The following is an 18056-nucleotide window of genomic DNA, read 5'->3' as shown; positions in this document are numbered from 1 at the left end:
TGAGAGAACAGTCTCTAACATATGGTTCAGATGCCCGAGAACTTCCGGAGGACCGCATGACCGCACCGTCGAACCTGCAGACCGGTGACCTGATCTCCACCGACCCCCGCACCGGGGCCGAGGTGGCCCGCTTCCCCGTGGCCGACGCCGCGACCGTGATCGAGACCGTCGACGCCGCCCGCGAGGCGGCGGCCTGGTGGGGCGACCTCGCGCCGAAGGCCCGGCGGAGTTGGCTGCTGCGCTTCCGCGCGGAGCTGTCGCGGCGGGCGGAGGAGCTCGCCGCGGTGATCTCCGCCGAGACCGGCAAGCCGACCGACGACGCGCTGCTCGAGGTCATGCTCGCCGTCGTGCACATCGACTGGGCCGCCAAGAACGCCGAGAAGGTTCTCGCCCGGCGCAAGGTCCCGTCGGGCCTGCTGGGCGCGAACCTGGCCGCCACCGTCGAGTACCGGCCCTTCGGCGTCGTCGGCTGCATCGGCCCGTGGAACTACCCCGTCTTCACACCGATGGGCTCGGTCTCCTACGCGCTGGCCGCGGGCAACGCCGTCGTCTTCAAGCCCAGCGAGCTCACGCCCGCCGTGGGCCAGTTCCTCGCCGACACCTGGAACGCCGCCTGCCCGGGACAGCCGGTGCTGCAGGTGATCCACGGCGGCGGGGAGACCGGTGCCGCGCTGTGCCGCTCGGGTGTCGACAAGCTGGCCTTCACCGGCTCCGCCCGCACCGCCCGCACCGTCATGGCCACCTGCGCCGAATCGCTCACGCCCGTCACCATCGAGGGCGGCGGCAAGGACGCCTTCCTCGTCGACTCGGACGCGGACATCGGCGCCGCGGTGGACGCCGCCGCGTTCGGCGCCTTCGGCAACGCCGGGCAGACCTGCGCCGGCGTCGAGCGGGTGTACGTGGTGTCCGACCGGTACGACGAGTTCGTCGACAAGCTCGTCGCGCGGACCCGCACCGTGCGCGGCGGGGACGACGACGGCGCCGACTACGGTCCGGCGACGATGGCCCGGCAGCTGCCGATCATCGCCGGTCACATCGACGACGCGCTCGCCCACGGTGGGCGGGCACTGGTCGGGGGCCGGGAGTCCGTGGGCGAGACCACGGTTCAGCCCGTCGTGCTCGTGGACGTCCCCGAGGACTCGACCGCGGTCACCGACGAGACCTTCGGCCCCACCGTGGTGGTCAACCGGGTCGCGACCGTCGAGGAGGGCATCGAGCGGGCCAACAACAGCACCTACGGGCTGTCCGCGGCGATCATGACGCGCAACGTCTCCCGCGGCCGGGAGCTGGCGCGCCTGCTCCGCGCCGGTTCGGTGGCCGTCAACTCGTTCCTGTCCTTCGCCTCCGTGCCCGCCCTGCCCTTCGGCGGGCTGGGCGACTCCGGCTTCGGCCGGATCCACGGCGCGGACGGGCTCCGCGAGTTCAGTCACCCGCAAGCCGTTGCGGTGCAGAAGTTCACGTCACCGATGAACCTGCTCACCTTCGACCGCAAGCCCCGCGACATGAAGGCGGTGCGCCTGATGCTGCGCCACGTCTACGGGCACTGAACTGCGGCTTCGGTGTCGACGGCAACGCCCGTTCCAGTGCCGCTACCCGGCCCGGTCCGGGTAGGCCGATCAGCTAGACGGGTAGTCGCGCTGCGCCGCCCCGAACTCGACGTAGAAGTCGAGCGCCGATGGATCCGCCATGGAATCACGGTTCGCGGCCCTCTCGACGGGCATGCCCTGCAACAGATTCCTGACCGGGATCTCCATCTTCTTGCCGGTCAGTGTGTAGGGGATCCGGTCCACGCGGTAGATCCGGTCCGGAACGTGGCGCGGAGAGTTCTCCACGCTGAGCCGCCGCCGGATCCGCGTCACGAGCTCCTCGTCGAGATCCACACCGTCGGCGACCCGCACGAACAAGGGCATGAAGAAGGTTCCGCCGGGCAGGGCCAAGCACACCACGAGGCTGTCATCGACCTCGTCCATCGCCTCGACGGTGCGATAGACCTCGGCCGTTCCGATCCGGACACCGAACCTGTTCAGCGTCGAATCGGACCGCCCGTGGATCTGGCACTCACCCGCCTCGTTGATGGTCAGATGGTCTCCGTGCGTCCACACCCCGGGAAAGGACTCGAAGTACGACGACCTGTACCGCTCCCCATCCGGATCGTTCCAGAAGAATAGCGGCATGGACGGCATCGGCTGGCGGACGACGAGCTCGCCGACCTCCCCGATCACCGGACGGCCGTCCTCCGAGTACGCCTGGACATCGGCTCCGAGGGTGCGGCACTGGATCCAGCCGGCATGGACCGGGAGCGTCGGAGCAGCGCCGACGAACCCCGTCGCCACATCCGTCCCGCCGCTCTGCGAGGTGAGCCAGACGTCGTCGTGGATGTTCTCGTAACACCACTCCATCACCTCGGGGCTCGCCGGTGATCCCCCGAGCATGATGCCGGAGATCTTCGACAGGTCGAATCGCTCCCGCGGGCGGACGCCCTCCTTCTCCATCAGCGCGATGTACCCGGGGCTCGTGCCGAAGAAGGTCGTGCCGGTCTCCGCCGCCATGCGCCACAGGACGTCGTGGCCGGGGTACGTGGGGCTGCCGTCGTAGATGACGGCGGCAGCCCCCGTGAGAAGGGCGGAGACGGTGATGTTCCACATGACCCATCCCGTCGTGGTGAAGAAGAACATCGACTTGCCGGGGCGGAGGTCGAAGTGGAAGTGGAGCAGCTTCGTCATCTCCAGCGTGATCCCGCCGTGACCGTGCACGATCGGCTTGGGCAGCCCCGTGGTCCCCGACGAGTAGACGACCCACAACGGGTCCTCGAACCCGGTGGGGGCGAACACGAAGTCCCGGGCGTCTCCGTCCGCGGGTGCGACCTCGTCCCAATGAGCGACCTTCGCCCGGCGGGCGCGCGGACGCGAATCGGCATCGAGATACGGGACATGGACGAGCCATTGCAGATCCGGCAGCGCTTCGGCGATCGCCGCCGACTCGGCGGTCCGAGCGAAGTCACGCCCCCCGTACCGGTACCCGTCGGGAGCGAACATCACCTTCGGGGCGATCTGCCGGAATCGGTCGAGCACACTGTTCTGCCCGAAATCCGGTGAGCAGCTCGACCACACGGCGCCGACCGCGGCGGTGGCCAGGAGCGCGACGACCGCCTGCGGGCTGTTCGGAAGGTACGACACGACGCGGTCCCCGGGGACGACGCCCACACTGCGCAACCAGGTAGCAACGTTGCGCACGGAACGCGCCAGCTCATCCCAGGTGAGAGCGCCCGCCCCACCGGCCTCCGACAGGTGATGAATCGCGACCTCACCCGGCCGCGCCCGGCGCAGGACCTCTTCCGCGTAGTTGAGCTGCGCGCCGACGAACCAGCGCGCCCCGGGCATCGCGGTTCCGGTGAGCACCGTCGAATACGGTGTGGCGGAATCGAATCCGAAATAGTCCCAGAGCGACTCCCAGAAGACCGCGATGTCGTCCACCGACCATTGCCACAGCCGCTGATAGTCCTCGAGGTCCACTCCGCGCTCGGCCCGCAGCCAGTCCAGGTACCGGGTCACATTGGAGTTCCGCACGAACTCCTCGCTCGGCGTCCACAACAGTTCACCGTCGTTCACCATCGGCCTGGCCTCCTACACCGTGATCGGGATCACTCCACTCTGGCCTCGGGGCCGCCCAGTCGCACCACCCGTCGGAGTGGCCGCACGTTCAGTCGACGAGTCCCCGGCGCCGGGCCTCCGCGACCGCCTCGCCGCGACTGACCACGCCGAGCTTGGTGTAGATGTTCTTCAGGTACCACTTGACCGTGTTCAGCTTGATACCGAACGTGCGGGCTATTCCACTGTTGGGCATGCCCCGCTCGAGCAGTCGCACGATCTCCACCTCCCGACCGTTCAGTGCCTCCTCGGGCAGGGCCCCCCGTTCGCCGGACGCGACGCCCGATCTCAGGGCCCTGTCACTCGGGGGCGACGCCGCGGTGAGCAGCGTGCGCAGGTAGTCCGACGGGATCTCCGAGACCTCGGTCGTCCGGCGACCGACCCGGAGCTGATCGCTGAGATCGGCGAGGACGCGCACGACCGCCGGGCCGCCGTCGACGACGGTCCGCACCAACCCCGCGCGACTTCCCGCCACCAGGGCCGGGAGGAGCTCGTGCAACGCCTCGTCCCGGTCGCCGGAGCTCAGTACCTCGGCGAGCGCCACCCGCGCGGCCACCTCCTCGTACGGCCACTTCGCCGCGACGGCGGCGTCGACCCGCTCCCGTGCAGCGGTCGCGGCCCCGCCGAGGTCTCCCTGTGCCAGAGCCAGTTTGGTCTGCATCGCAAGCCGACTCCGATGGATGCTCAACGAGATGCCCGTATGCACGCGAGGCCCGAGGACATCGGCACCGGCCCCGTTCCGCGCGACGAGGTCGCGCGCACCGGCGATGTCTCCGCTCGCGATCAGCAACGCCGTCAACTCCTGGTCGGCCGCGGCCGCGAGTCGGGGCAGTCGCAGCTTCGCGCCCGCCCGCCGAGCGTCGATGAGCAGCGCCCGCGCGCCGTCCTCGTCGCCGCGCAGCCGGCGAATCCTGGCCATCGTCGTATAGGACGAGATCATCAGGTCCGCGACGCCGCCCTCGATGCCCAGCAGAAGACACTTCTCGAGCAGCCGCTCGGCATCGTCGACCATGTCCCGCTCGTACAGCAGGACACCGAGCTGGCCGGACGCGAGCCGCTCGGCGTACGTGCCTGCATCCCCGCGGGAGACCGCGACCCCGATCGCGGCACGGTAGTGCCGTTCCGCGGCGTCGAGATCGAGTCGCGCGGCCTCGGCGAGACCCGCGAAACACTGGCCGTACACCGGCGCGAAGGAACCGGGATTCAGCTCGTGATAGGCGCTCGCCGAGCGCTGGGTCGCCAGCGCCTCGTCGTACCGGAAGCTGTGCAGCTCCACGAAGGACACCAGGTTCGCCGTACCCGACACCATGAACGGGCGGAAGCTCCGCGGGTCGCCGACGATCGGCGCCAGGAGCGCTGGGACGCGGTCGATCCGGTCGCTGTACACCTCGATGCACGCGGCGAGCATGTCGGCCTCGCTGCGCAGCGCGTCGGGCAGATCCGCCGACATCGCGGTGCGGACGCGGGCGAGCGCGAGGTCCGCCTCGTCCAGTCGGTGCAGCAGGCAGTACGCCCAGGCTATTGCGATCTGCAGCCGGGGCCGCGTCGCGACGATACGGGCCGGCAGCTTGTCGACGGTGCCGAGCATCGTCGCCATCCGACTCTCCTCGACCAGCATCATCGCGGCCGCCTCCACCAGATCCGCAGCCCGCTCCGGTTCACCGGCCAGAAGCGCGTGGTCGACGGCCTCGGACAGGTGTCCGGCCTTCCCGAGCCAGACGGACGCGGCCCGGTGCAGGCCGGGTATCCGGGTGGGAGCGTCTCGTTCGAGTCGCCGTCGCAGATAGCCCGCGAAGAGGTGGTGGTATCGGAACCAGGTCCCTTCGTCGTCGAGCGGAATGAGGAACAGGTTCCGGCGCTGCAACTCGTCCAGCGCCGCATGGCCGTCCGCCACACCGCTGACGACCGCCGCGAGGTCGGCGCACAGCCGGTCACAGATCGACGTGGCCAGCAGGAAGTCGAGGAGATCGGACGACAGGGCGTCGAGTACCGCCTCCGCGAGATACTCCCCGATCGAATGGTGCCGGCCGCCGAAGGCCGCTATCGCCGCCGCGGGATCCGCGCTCTCGCGCAGCGACAGGGTCGCCAACTGCAGTGCCGCGACCCAGCCGTCGGTGGTCGCCCAGAGCCGGTGAACGTCCTCGTCGCCGAGGCGCAGCGCGTTCATCTCGCGGAGGAAGACCGCGGACTCCTCCTCGTCGAACCGCAATTGCCGGGCGTCGATCTCGTTGAGCCGGTTGCGGACCCGCAGCTCGGCGACGGCATGGACCCGCATCCTGCTGGTGACGATCAACCGAAGGTTCTCGGGGCAGTAGCCGAGCAGGTAGGCGAAGACATCGAGCACCGATTCATCATCGACCAGGTGCCAGTCGTCGATGACCACGGCGACCGGGGCACCGTACTCCCTGATCTGATCGATCAGGCCGGCGACCACCGCGCGCACACCGTCCTGGGCGTTCTGCTCGGCGATGGCGATCAGCCCCGAACCCAGCGTTGCGTCCGCGCGAGTGATCGCGGCGATCAGATCCCGGAGGAACCAGACGGGGTTGTTGTCGTCGCGATCGATGCTGAGCCACCCCACGGCGACACCCTCGCCGCGCAGGAGCTCCTGCCACTGCGCCGCGAGGGTGCTCTTGCCGTATCCCGCCGGACCGTGGATGACCGTGAGCGCGCTGTCGCCCCCGGCGGCGAGCACGTCGAGCAGCCGCTGGCGCCGCACCAGGGCACGACGGACCATCCGGGACTCGAACTTCGTCGAGGCCGGAGGAGTTCCGCTCGGATCGATAGCGGGCCGCGGGCTGATCATTCACCACTCATTCACATCGACGGCATCGGACACGGGACAAGGTTAGGTCGCACTCCCCCACGCTCTCAGGGCAGCCTCCGGCGATCAGGCCGTCAGCACGCGCACCCGCTCCAGGACGCGCTCGGGTTGCGCGCGAGCCGGCACACGCGCCAGAAGCACACCCCTGGCCGGCCGCTCCGCGGGCGGGTCCCCGTCCCAGAACCCCTCGTCGATCAGCACCGCCGTCGCCACGCCGTCGACCTCCCGGCCCGTCACCCAGAAGCGGGGTGCCCGGGAGGCCGGAAGATCCGCGGGAACCGAACGCGCGACCAGTCCGAACGCCCAGCGGTAGTGCGCGGCGACATTGTGGATCGGCCCGTACAACTCGACCCGGTCCGCGGTGAGCGGCTCACCCGAATCGGACTCGCCGATCACCAGCGCGTCGAGTCCGCTCTCGGACAGCGTCCGAAGCAGATCCGCCGTGTACACCGCCGCCGAGTCGACGTCGTCCTCATCCCACTCCGGCTCCACGCCGTCGAACGCGCTGCGATACGCCAGGGCGGCCATCGATTCCGGCGCTCCGAGGACCAGCGCAACGCTCCTGCCGCCGAGCGCCGATTTCAGCGACCCGACGAGATCGGCGAGCAGGACGCGCAGCCCCTCGTCGGCGAACAGCGTCCGGAGCGGCGCCGTCGGCCGTGTGCGTTCCGCCATCTCGCTGACCAGGTCCGGGTGCGCCCCGATCCAGGTCGCGAGGACCGCGGCACCGTCGACCTCGACGACGGCGGAGTCGATGAGACCCGTCGCCCGGCGGTGCCAGGCGACCACGCCGTCGACGTCGAGCCACGGCACCGGTTCTCCGAGCAGCTCGGTGACGTAATCGGTGTAGGCGAACCAGACCGCGTCCGCCCGCTCGCCGGCGAGGGCCGCCGCCAAGGTCATCGTCTCAGCCCCTGTCCTGCGCGCGCAGCGCCGCGAGCTCACCCTCGAGCCGCGCGATCTCGACGTCCTTCGGGTTCGGCATCATCATGCTCTGCAACGCGTCACCCGGCATCGCCACGCGCTGCCCCATGGAACTGCCGTACACGACCGACGAGGCCCCCCACGCGCCGAAGTAGGGCAGGTGCTCGGGCGGTTCCGCAGTGACCCACTGCTCCACGAACTCGTCGTACGGCACCCCGCGCGCGATGCGCGCCCGGCGCTCCGCAGCACGTGCCTCGTCGGTCGCGGCCTCGTCGAGGATCCCCGTCGCGGGATCGACGACGACCTGGTAGACGGTCTGCGCGACCCCGACCGAAAGGAGATCCTCCTCGATGTCCTTGATCACCAGCTCCGGATCCCGCTCCAGGACATCCCCGTAGCCGGCTCCGCCGCCCTGGCACATCATGTTCAGCTCTCCGCGCTGCACCAGCTTGAAGGTCTGCGCCATCGGCGCCGTGGAGTACTTGCCACCCTCGAAGGGCCGGCGGTTCATGATGTCGACGATGTCGAAGTTCGCGTTGTCCGGATTCTGCGCCAGCTGGTCCAGGACGTCGATGCCCTCGACGCGGCACAGCGGGTACGCGGGCGTGCCGTATCCCCCGAACAGCCCCTGCAGCGCAGAGAACTTCGAACCGGTGCAGCCGAACATGAATCCCCAGAAGTCCGTCTTCTGCGAGGTCGCGATCTGTTCGTATCCGAGGCCGCCGCGGTACTTGCCGAACCCGATCCGGTCCTTGGCGAGGGTGAACGCGCCCAGGCGCACGATCGGCAGTTCCTCCTCCGCCAGTTCCATCTCACCGATGTCGCAGTACGCCGCGAACGGCGGGGACACCGAGTGCTCGCCGTCCCGGTTGTAGCGTCCGCCCTGGCCGGCGCCGTTGATGTCGGCGCAGAAGTTGCCGACCTCCTGCCCGTGCTGGGTGAGGCCGCCGTAGATCATCGTGGCGGGCTGGTCGTACTGCGAGGCCAGGATCGACGTGTACTGCTTCGGGAGCTGGTAGATGAACTTCGCCATGGGGATCACGGGGAAGGTCATCGCCTTGAACAGCGGGATGAGGCTCATCGCCTGCGGGGTGACGAACGACGCGTTGACGAGGGAGTTCTCGTCCCAGACGAAGTTCAGGGGCGTGAACACCGCCTGCGTCTGCGGCAGGTCGGGCCAGATGTTCTGCAGGAAGCCCGACATCAGCATCGTCTTCATCGAGCCCTGACTCGTGTTGATCGACCGGTTCAGGAACTCCGGCGAGGTGCCCCGGAAGTCCATCGTCATCTCATCGCCCTCGACCGTGATCGCGCAGTTGATCCGGATCAGAACGTTCTCGCGGAGCGTCGAGTCGCAGAATCCGGTGACTCGCGTCGTGCCGTCGGGGAGCTCGCCGATGCGCCGGCGGACCTCGGTCTCCACCCCTTCGATGTGCTGACGCATGGTGCCGATCAACGCGTCGGGACCGAACTCGTCCAGCACCGATTCGATGCGCTTGCGCAGCCGCAGCAGCGAGTGCAGCTTGACCGACATGTCCTCGTACTGCAACTTCGGGTCGCGCACCGAGTTCTGCAGGAAGGTCTGGAGATCGCGGCGGATCTTGAAGTTCTCGATCACCTTGAACGGGGGCATCTTGAGCCCCTCGTCGAACTTGCTCTCCGCGGCCGCCGGCATGCCACCGGGCTCGATCGAGCCGTTCTCGCCCTCGTGGATCGTCGCAGAGAGCCACGCGACCAGCTCGCCCTTGTGGTACAGCGGCATGATGGTCGACTGATCGGTGTTGTGGATTCCGCCGAATCGCGCGTCGTTGTGGATGAAGCCGTCACCGTCGTTGATGCCGACGGTCGGCTCGTCCGCCCAGGTGCGCAGGATGTACTTGATCGGATAGTGGCAGCAACCGGCGAATCCGACGACGCCCTTCGGTGCGATCATCGACAGGTCACCGGACGCGGTGAAGATCGCCGCGACGAGGTCGCCCCACTTGGCGCCGGGGGCCGCTCCCATCTGCTCGATCATGGTGTTCGACTCGTCGAGTGCGGCCATGATCCGGCCACGGATCTGGTTGACGAGGTGCGGGTCGATCCCGTCCTCGCCGAGGACCCGGGTCTCCCGCTCGGACCGTCCTTCGATCCGATGATTGCGGAAGATCTCCGGGTCGGGACCGTGGAAGAGGACGTTGCCGGCAAGGAATTCGTCCCGAAGCGCCTGGTCCTCAGCGCTCAGTGTGGTGTTCTCGCACATGTTTCCTTCTTTCAAGTCTGGTTCGAGTGCCGAAGATCAGTTCGAGATCCGGGTCATCCACGCCGCACGACCGGCCACGGCCTGGTACCGCCAACCGGGCTCCACGAGGTACGTCGTCGCCTCCGTCTCGACCACTGCGGGCCCGGTGATGTCGGTGCCGGGGGTGAGGGCCGCCTCGTCGTAGATGGTGGTCTCGACGGGACCGTCGACACCCACGAAATGGCACTCACGAGTGCCGACCGGCTCGGGGGTGGTCCCGTTCTCGAGCGGGGTCAGATCCTCGAACTGGACACCCGGCGTCTCGACCCAGGACAGCACGCGCACGGTGTTGATGCGCACGCCGGTCGCGGTGGCCTGGCTTCCCTCGCCGAACCGCTCCGCGTACCGCCGATCGAAGGTACTTATGAGGTCGAGCACGTCCTTCTGCGAGTTGATCCGGTTGCTCTCGGCCTGGACCGATGTCTGCACGCGCTGGTTCCCGTATCGCATGTCCAGTTCCAGCCGGTGCTTGACCAGCGAGCCGTCGATCCCCTGCCGCTCGAGATCCGCGCGCCCGCGGGCCTCCAGCTCTTCGACCTGACTGTTGAAATCGGTGTACTCACTCATGAAGTACGCGCTCGTCGGGTCGAACAGCACGATCCACGCGTTGGCCTCGTGAATGTGCATCTGGTTCATGTCGCCCGCACCGACCGCCGAGAAGATCGGCGCGTGCGGCGGGCACAGCACCCGGTCGGTACCCAGAGCCGTGGCGATCCCGCATCCGTGGAGCGGGCCGTTGCCGCCGTAGGCGAGGACGGTGAAATCGGCGGGTTCGTGCCCGCGGACCCGCAGCTCGGTGGCGATGCCGTTGGCCATGTTGGCGTCGACCGTCCGCTTGATCAGCTTGGCGGCCTCGGTCACGTCGAGATCGAGGTCGTCGCACAACTCGTCCTCCACCGCCCGCTTGCTCCGACGGCGGTTGAGAGCGATCTTGCCGCCGGCGTAGTTCTCCGGATCGAGGTAGCCGAGGAGCAGATCCGAGTCGGTGACGGTCGGCCGCAGGCCGCCGCGGTCGTAGCACGCCGGGCCGGGGTCGGAGCCCGCGCTCTCGGGACCGACCGCCACCGTCTTGAAGACCGGGTCGTAGCTGCAGATCGACCCGCCGCCCGCTCCGAGGGTCACCAGGTGAACCATCGGAATGCTCACCATCCAGCGCTCGATGACCGGCTCGAAGTCGTAGTGCTTGACGCCGCCCTCGACGACGATGCCGATGTCGAAGCTGGTACCACCCATGTCCGTGGCCACCACGTTGCCGATGCCGGTCTTCTTCGCCAGCGCCTCGGAGGCGCCGATGCCGGCGACCGGCCCCGAGTGCACGGTCTGGAGTGCGTCGGTGGAGTTGAGCTGCGCCATGCCGCCGGAGTTGTGGATCACCAGCATCGGCTTCTCGTAGCCCTCCTCCCGCAGGTGCAGCTCGAGGCTGCCCAGGCCGTGGTACATCGGGCTGTGCAGGAAGCCGTCCATGATGGTCGACGTCGCCCGGGTGTACTCTCCCTTGCGCCCGCTGACCTGGTGGGACAGCAGCATCGGGACGGCACCCAGCAGGTGGCCCGGGTACTCCTCGAGGAAGATCTCCCGGACGCGGAGCTCATGGGCGGGGTTGACGACGCTGTTCGCCAGGCAGACGACGATGGTCTCCGCGCCCCGGTCGATCAGCTCGCGCAGCGCATCCCGGACTCGATTCTCGTTCAGCGTGAGCAGGACATCACCCTCGAAATCCACCCGCTCGTTGACCTCACGGATGAGGGGGATCGGCACGATCGCGTCGGGCCGTTCAGCGTTCGGGATGTCGAGCAGCGACTTCCAGTCGAGGCCGACGCCGTAGCCCTTCGCCCGGGCCAGCGGCACCGACGCGCGGAACCCCGCGGTGGTCAGCAGGCCGACGCGCGGCCCCTTGCGCTCGATCAGCGCATTGGTGCCGAGAGTGGTCGCGTAGCGGACCGAATCAACGCCCGAAAGGAGCTCGCGGGTCGTGAGGTCGAGCTCCTTGCACGCCGTCGCGAGCGCGTCGTTGAAGCCGAGTGCGAGGTTCTGGTGGGTGGTCAGCGACTTCTGGAGAAGAGTGTGCTCGTCCCAGACGACGAAACAATCGGTGAAGGTTCCGCCGATGTCTACCGATACTCGACGCATGTCAGAATTCCTCTCCGGGGCGGGCGTGGGGGTGCTCGGTGACCTCGACGTCGCGCCACCGGGCCTTGAGCGCGTCGATGTCGAACTCGATGTCGTGCGTGGGCGGGTGGCCCGGCGGCAAGTACTCCGCCTCCACCAGTAGCCCGCACGTCGGGCAGTAGTACTCGAGGATGCGGCACCACGTCGGATCCGGAGCGAAGGTGAACTCGTACATCTCCGGATCGAGCAGAGGTTGGTGGATCTCCCGCGGGTCACGGTCGTAGACGAGCAGGCCACGCTTGTAGTTCTCCCGCGCGGAGATCAGCTCAGCGTCGCAACCCCGACATTCCCAGGACTCCGCGTCGAGGTCGATGCGGAGGTTCTCGGTGACTAGGACTTTCTTCATGGTGATCCTCGTGTTTCGGTTCAATCGTTGATAGGAGAAGGAGCAATCCGCTTACTGACGGGAGAGCAGAATGTCGCCGTTCTCATTGATCTGGAACTGCCACAGCGGGTCGATCCGGCACGTGAAGAACTCGTCCTCCAACACCGCCGGACCAGCGGCGTACACCGCACCGACCTGGTCCTCGACGCGGTACAGCGGCGCATCGATCTCCTGACCGTCGCGAAGCACCTTCCGGGTACCCGCCGCGACCGCGCGCGGCGTGCCCGCCGGGATCTCCACGCCGAGTCGACCGCTCAGGACGGGGTGGGGCGCCACGGATACGACGGAGACCGCCAGGGTGGCCTCGTCGCCGGGGGCCGCCGGGTAGTCGGCAGTTCCGGAGCCATCGCCGAGATCGTGCTCGGTGACCGCACCGTCGTTCTCGATCCGCAGCGTCACGGAGACGGTGCAGTCGGCCAGATCGGCGCCCTCGGCGAACATGTCGCGCTTGGCCGCCTCGAGGATCTCTGCGAGCGCGGCGGGGACCGCGGCAGCGTCGTCCACCAGGGTCTCGTACCGGTGGCCGATGTCGGAGAACCCGAGTCCGAACGCCGAGAACACCGGCGCCAGACCGGGGATGAAGACCTCGTTCAGCCCCACTGCGTCGGCCACCTGGCACGCGAGAAGGGGCCCTCCGCCGCCGAATGCCGCGAGGGTCGTCGACTCACTGAGGTGCGCGAAGTCGTTGAGTCCGTCGGCGATCTTCGCCACCCACGCCTCCTGCATGGCGGCGATCGCCTGCTCCAGCGTGAGCCCGAGAGGCGTTCCGACGTGCTCCATGATCGCCGCCACCGCGCGGTCCCGATCGAGCGCCAGATTGCCGCTGAAGAAGGTCGCCGGATCGATCAGGCCACTCGCCACCGCGGCATCGGTGATCGTGGCCCGGTCACCGCCGAGTCCGAAGCAGGCCGGCCCCGGTGCACTGCCGACCGACTCCGGGCCGACCGCGATGGCGCCGTCCACCGCCCGGATCACCGAACTGCCGCCGACGCCGAGGCTTTCGCCTTCGCTGAGCGGAAAGCTGGTCGCGATGCCGTGGATGAGCCCGTAGTGGTCCGTGCGCGCCGCGCCGTTCTTGAGTTCCGCGAGGTCCGTGGTAGTTCCCCCGACGTCCATCGAGACCACGTGATCGAATCCGTAGTGCGCGGCGACGGCCTTGATCCCCTCGATGCCGCCACGCGGGCCGGAGCTGTAGGTCTTGATCGCCGTCGTCTTCGCGACGCGCGCGGACAATCCGTCGTTCCGGAAGATGCGCAGCGGCCTCTGGTTCTTGTTCGCGCGGAGGTGGTGCTCGGCGTTGTAGAGGAACTTCTCCATGGCGGGGTGCAGGAACGCGTTGAACACCGCGGTCCAGGCGCGGCGCGCATCGTTGGAATCGTCCGCGACCTCGTGCGAGTACAGAACCGGCACCGCTCCCAGGAGGTGCTTGGGGAACTTGACCGACGCGACGGCGCGGATGCCGGACTCCACCGCCGCGCGGTCCTCCCCGCCGTGGATGACGACGACGCGACTGGCACCGCGCGAGGTCAGGTGGTTGATCGCCGCGACGACCTCCGCCTGCAGATCGCCCGCCAGGTCGATCCGTACGACCCGCTCACCGACGAGGACGTCCCAGAAGTCACGAGCCGGCCCCTCCGCGAGATCCTCGGCCGTCACCTCACCGGACAGCACCACACCGATCCTGGGCCCCTTCTTCTCGACGATCGCGTTGGTGCCCTGTGTGGTCGAGTACCGAATGCTGTCGGTCGTCGCCAACAGCGACTGGAGGTCCACCTCGCCGTACACCAGCTTCGACGCCTCGCGGAGCCCCTCGACGAAGCAGCGCGAAAGATCGTGGGGCGTGGTGAGCGTCTTGGTGCGCCGAATGGCGTCGCCGTCGATCACACAGATGTCCGTGAGCGTTCCCCCGTTATCGATGTTGATCAGTCGCCCCATGAGGGCCTCCTCGTCGAATCGTCCGGTGGATGCGGCGAGGACTCGACCGCATCGTGATACGACTCACAGAGTGCTATCGATGTGGTGCGGCCCACACCACCCGTCGGAGTGGCGACCTCCGGACAGCGGTACCGGCGGCGAGGATTTCGGGCCCCACGGGGCCGTGGATGGACATCGCCGCCCGGACGCGGGCGTCATGAGGGCCTGCGCAGCACGCGCGGGGCGGCGAGCCTCAGAACACGGTGGTGTTCGCGACATCCACCCGTACACCGTGGCCACCGCGGCGAAAGACCGTCGCGTCACATGCCGCGGTGATCGTCCACCCCGCCGCCGTGTACGTACGGCCGTAGGCGATCGTGACGGGCGGGGTCGCGACCGACATGTTGCCGTAGTACCACTCGAGCGCCCCAGCGGTGTAACGGAATCCGGATGCCGGCCGCCCGTCTGCGGTCCTCCGGTGCGCGGCGAACTCCGCCGACTGGCACTCGACGAACTGCGCTCGAACGTTGCAGCTCGTCGTGCCGGACTCGGTAGTCACTCGAACCACCCCGTCACGCAGCGGCAACAGCGCCGGGGCTGCCGTCCGCCCGGGCCCGGTCACCGTGGGCGTCCGCGGTTCGACGGCGGACGGACCCGCGCTCCGCCCGCCCGGGTTCGCGCTCGGCACCGCGGTGACGATCACCGTCGGCCCCGGGGACGGTGACCGGTCCGTACAACCCGCCATCGCCAGCGTGGCGAACAGCACCACGCCGGCGACCTTCGTGGTGGTCCTCATGCCGATCCCTCCCCGTGCGATCCCGCGCGTGCGGGTCCTCCCACTGTCATCGCCGATATCGATGCGACCGTTAACGAAGAGCCGGACCGCCCGTCCGGGCACTTCATTCCCCCAGCTCAGCACTGCAGCAGGGGCATCTCATCCGCGCCGGAATCGACTCTCGGCCGAGCGGGAAGGGCACCGTCGACCTCGACCGATAGGGTGGAGCGCATGTCCCGGCCCAGATTCCGCCCCGACCGGGTGGCGTGGACCGTGCTCGGTCTCACCGTTGCAGCGCTCGTCATCGGCTACCAGATCAAGGCGCAGTGCACCGGCGCACCCTTCGACCAGTTCGGCCGCTCCGAGGGCTTCGCCAACACGCCGGGCCGGATCTGCTACTCCGACCTGCAGTTCCTCTGGAGCGGTCGCGAGGTCAACAACCACGTCTTCCCGTACCTGAACGGGTGGATCGACGCCGACGGCAAACTGCAGGGCGGCGCGATCGAGTACCCCGTGCTCAGCGGGCTGCTCTTCTGGGTGGGCGCGATCGGCGCGCACAACGACGCCGAGTTCCTGCTGCACATGGCCCTGCTGCTCGCGCCCTTCGGACTGCTCACCGCCTGGGTGCTCGCGAAGGTCTCGGGCCGCACCGCCGCGCTGTGGGCGGTGGCCCCGCCGCTGGCGCTGTACGCCTTCCACAACATGGAGCTCCCCGTCGTGGCGGCCGCGACCCTCGGTTTCGGGATCATGGCGTGGGCCGACCGGACCGAGGGCTCGATCCGGGTCCCGGCGATCGCCACCGCCGCGGTGCTCGCCGTCGGCTTCGACCTCAAGATCTATCCGGGCCTGTTCGTAGCGCCGCTCGTGCTGTACGTGCTCACCCACGGGCGGGGCGGCACCGTCGCACTGCCCGACGGTCCCGGGCGGCGCGCCCGGATCGACTGGCGACTGCTCGACTGGGTCGGCGCCGCTGCCACCGCGGCGACGGCCGTGGTGGTCGCCGTAGCGATCAACGTGCCCTTCATGGTGTTCGGCTTCGACGGCTGGCGCGCCTCGCTGAAGTTCCAGGAGCTGCGGACGGCGGACCTGTCGACCAACTCCATCTGGTACTGGGGCGTGCTCAAGGCCTACGACGATCCGAAGGCCTACGACGATCTCGTCGGCGCGCTCTCACCGCTACTGATCGCGGTCTCGATCGTCGCGCTGCTGGTCGTCGGGTGGCTGCGCTACCGCCGCACCGGCGTCTACCCGTGGGTCGGCGTCAGCGGTGCGCTCCTCGCCGCGTTCATGCTGTTCCACAAGGTGCACTCACCCCAGTACGTGCTGTGGCTGCTGCCCTTCTTCATCCTGCTCAAGGTCGACTGGCGGCTGGTCGCAGCGTACCTGCTGTTCGATCTGAGCCTCGAGCTCACGGTGTGGAACTACTTCTCCGAGCACGCCGCGAACACGCCCATCACGTGGTGGGTTCAGTGGGGTGTGTGGATCGGCGTCTGGGGCCGGGCAGCACTGCTGGTGGTCTTCCTCTGGTACCTCCCCCGCGCATCGCTGCGGCTGCGCAGCCACGACGCGTCCGGCGCACCGTCGAGCACGCCGCCCGCGGGGTCGTCCAACGGGGGCGAGTACGGCCCCGGGAAGGTCGACCGGACCAGGTCCTCATCGGGCCGGTAGATCTGCCGCACCACGAGCACGCAGAGGCCGATCACGGCCAGGTCGCGCAGGAGGACGGTGGCCGTGAAGGCCTGCTCCGGCAGTCCCTTGTTCTGGATGCCGAGGAAGTACATCATGCGCGGCACCCAGACCAGCGCGTCGATCGTCATCCACGCCAGCAGGATCCGGGTGTGCGGGATCGCGAGCACGGCCAGCGGTACCAGCCACAGCGAGTACTGCGGGCTCCACACCTTGTTGACCAGGAGGAAGCCCGCGACCAGGAGGAACGCGAGCTGCGCGACCCGGGGCCGGCGGGGCGCCTTCAGCGCCAGGTAGCCCACCCCGGCGATCACCGCGAGGAAGAGCACGAGGGTGATCGCATTGGCGAGCGCGGAGGCGCCGCCCCGCGGGCCCGCGCCGCCGAACACCCAGCCGCCGGTGAACGAGCTGATGACGGCGTAGATCGAGTCCATGTCGACCGCACGGATCGAGTTCCGGTGGAAGAACTCCCACCAGCCCTGCGGCCACAGGGCCAGCACCGGCAGGTTGACGACGAGCCACGCGGCGGCCGCGGTGAGCGACGCGGTGAGCCACGGCCGCAGCCGGCCCGCACGCAGACACAGGAAGAACAGCACGATCAACAGGAACGCCGGGTACAGCTTCGCCGCGGTGCCGAGCCCGATCACGACGCCCGCCCACGCGGGCATCCGCCTGGACCAGAGCAGCATTCCGACGGCCATCGCGGCGACGGCGATCGCGTCGAAGTTGGTGAAGATGTGCACCGCGACCAGCGGCGACGCAGCCATCAGCATCGCGTCCCACGGCCTGCGGGCCGCTCCGTGCCCGGGGCCTGCCGAGCCACCGGCTGATCGGGTCGTCGCCCACACCGCGATCAGCCAGAACATCGCGAGCCCGACGGCGGCGACCGTGAAGAACAGCACGACCTCAATGGCCGCGGGCACGCCCCACTCGTCGTGCAGCGCCGCCCAGGTCTTGGCGATCCGCATCGAGGCGTACTGGTACATGCCGGTGAGCACCGGGTACTCCATGTAGCGCTCCTGCCGGGCGCCCGTGGGATCGGTGTCGAAGAACTGCGTCTTGTAGGGCATGAGGCCCTCGTTCAGGCGCTCCGCCCCGTACAGCGGCACCGTGTCCGAATAGCACATCGCGGCGTACGGACGATTGCCCGACCAGTCGAGCACCAGCTGCCCGCCGTCGTTCTTCTGCTGCAGGCAACCCGCCTTCGTGGTCCAGCCGAGGGCCAGGAACAGCACCGCGACCAGGAGGATCAGGCGCAGCGGCGTGAAGAACCGCTGGAAGCCCAGCTGCGCGTGCGCACCGACCGGGCCGCCGACCGCCGTCGAGAAGTCCCGCGCCACTGCATCGGTGCGGCTCGGGACGTCCCGGTCCGGCTCGATCGCCGTGGCCGGCTCGTAGCGGCCGGGGCTGACGTGGAGACGGTCGTCGTCCACGTCGGAGCCCCCACCCGT

General features: G+C 68.7%; 10 protein-coding genes and 1 pseudogene. 2 read left to right on the top strand and 9 right to left on the bottom strand.

The genetic code is table 11. The features are described from left to right. The first annotated feature begins 56 nt into the window (after window positions 1–56). Window positions 57–1547, top strand: a complete 1491-nt coding sequence (locus ABZX10_RS05050) for an aldehyde dehydrogenase family protein (protein WP_355535203.1) — start codon at window positions 57–59, stop codon at window positions 1545–1547. Between the two features lie 69 nt (window positions 1548–1616). On the opposite strand, the gene ABZX10_RS05045 is transcribed toward ABZX10_RS05050, so the two are convergent. The 8 genes from ABZX10_RS05045 to ABZX10_RS05010 form a co-directional block, all read right to left on the bottom strand. After that, the gene (locus ABZX10_RS05045; protein ID WP_355535200.1) at window positions 1617–3611 is read right to left on the bottom strand and encodes an acetoacetate--CoA ligase; all 1995 of its coding nucleotides are present in this window, start codon (window positions 3609–3611) and stop codon (window positions 1617–1619) included. Window positions 3612–3699: 88 nt separating this feature from the next. Continuing rightward, window positions 3700–6384: a LuxR C-terminal-related transcriptional regulator gene (locus ABZX10_RS05040; RefSeq protein WP_355535197.1), complete on the bottom strand. Its 2685-nt coding sequence runs from the start codon at window positions 6382–6384 to the stop codon at window positions 3700–3702. 153 nt (window positions 6385–6537) lie between these two features. Continuing rightward, window positions 6538–7374, bottom strand: coding sequence for a hypothetical protein (locus tag ABZX10_RS05035; RefSeq protein ID WP_355535194.1), 837 nt, complete (start codon window positions 7372–7374; stop codon window positions 6538–6540). Between the two features lie 4 nt (window positions 7375–7378). Then, complete coding sequence (locus ABZX10_RS05030; protein WP_355535191.1) at window positions 7379–9637, bottom strand: hydantoinase B/oxoprolinase family protein; 2259 nt, start codon at window positions 9635–9637, stop codon at window positions 7379–7381. Between the two features lie 36 nt (window positions 9638–9673). Further along, on the bottom strand, window positions 9674–11806 hold the full coding sequence (locus ABZX10_RS05025) for a hydantoinase/oxoprolinase family protein (RefSeq protein ID WP_355535188.1): 2133 nt from the start codon (window positions 11804–11806) through the stop codon (window positions 9674–9676). A gap of 1 nt (window position 11807) precedes the next feature. Next, the gene (locus ABZX10_RS05020; RefSeq protein ID WP_355535185.1) at window positions 11808–12191 is read right to left on the bottom strand and encodes an acetone carboxylase subunit gamma; all 384 of its coding nucleotides are present in this window, start codon (window positions 12189–12191) and stop codon (window positions 11808–11810) included. Window positions 12192–12242: 51 nt separating this feature from the next. Then, window positions 12243–14165 (bottom strand): hydantoinase/oxoprolinase family protein, encoded by a 1923-nt coding sequence (locus ABZX10_RS05015; RefSeq protein ID WP_355535182.1) that lies wholly within the window; start codon window positions 14163–14165, stop codon window positions 12243–12245. A gap of 232 nt (window positions 14166–14397) precedes the next feature. Then, entirely contained in the window at window positions 14398–14940 is a 543-nt protein-coding gene (locus tag ABZX10_RS05010) for a hypothetical protein (RefSeq protein ID WP_355535179.1), read from the bottom strand. Between the two features lie 210 nt (window positions 14941–15150). Here ABZX10_RS05010 and ABZX10_RS05005 point away from each other — a divergent pair. Further along, window positions 15151–16284, top strand: a pseudogene (locus ABZX10_RS05005) (hypothetical protein); the annotation flags it as partial. A gap of 101 nt (window positions 16285–16385) precedes the next feature. On the opposite strand, the gene ABZX10_RS05000 reads toward ABZX10_RS05005, so the two are convergent. Further along, entirely contained in the window at window positions 16386–17984 is a 1599-nt protein-coding gene (locus tag ABZX10_RS05000; RefSeq protein ID WP_355535684.1) for a glycosyltransferase 87 family protein, read from the bottom strand. Window positions 17985–18056: the final 72 nt, after the last annotated feature.

The organism is Tsukamurella sp. NPDC003166, assembly GCF_040611135.1.
GTDB lineage: Bacteria > Actinomycetota > Actinomycetes > Mycobacteriales > Mycobacteriaceae > Tsukamurella.
This window is presented reverse-complemented; position numbering and strand designations above follow the sequence as displayed.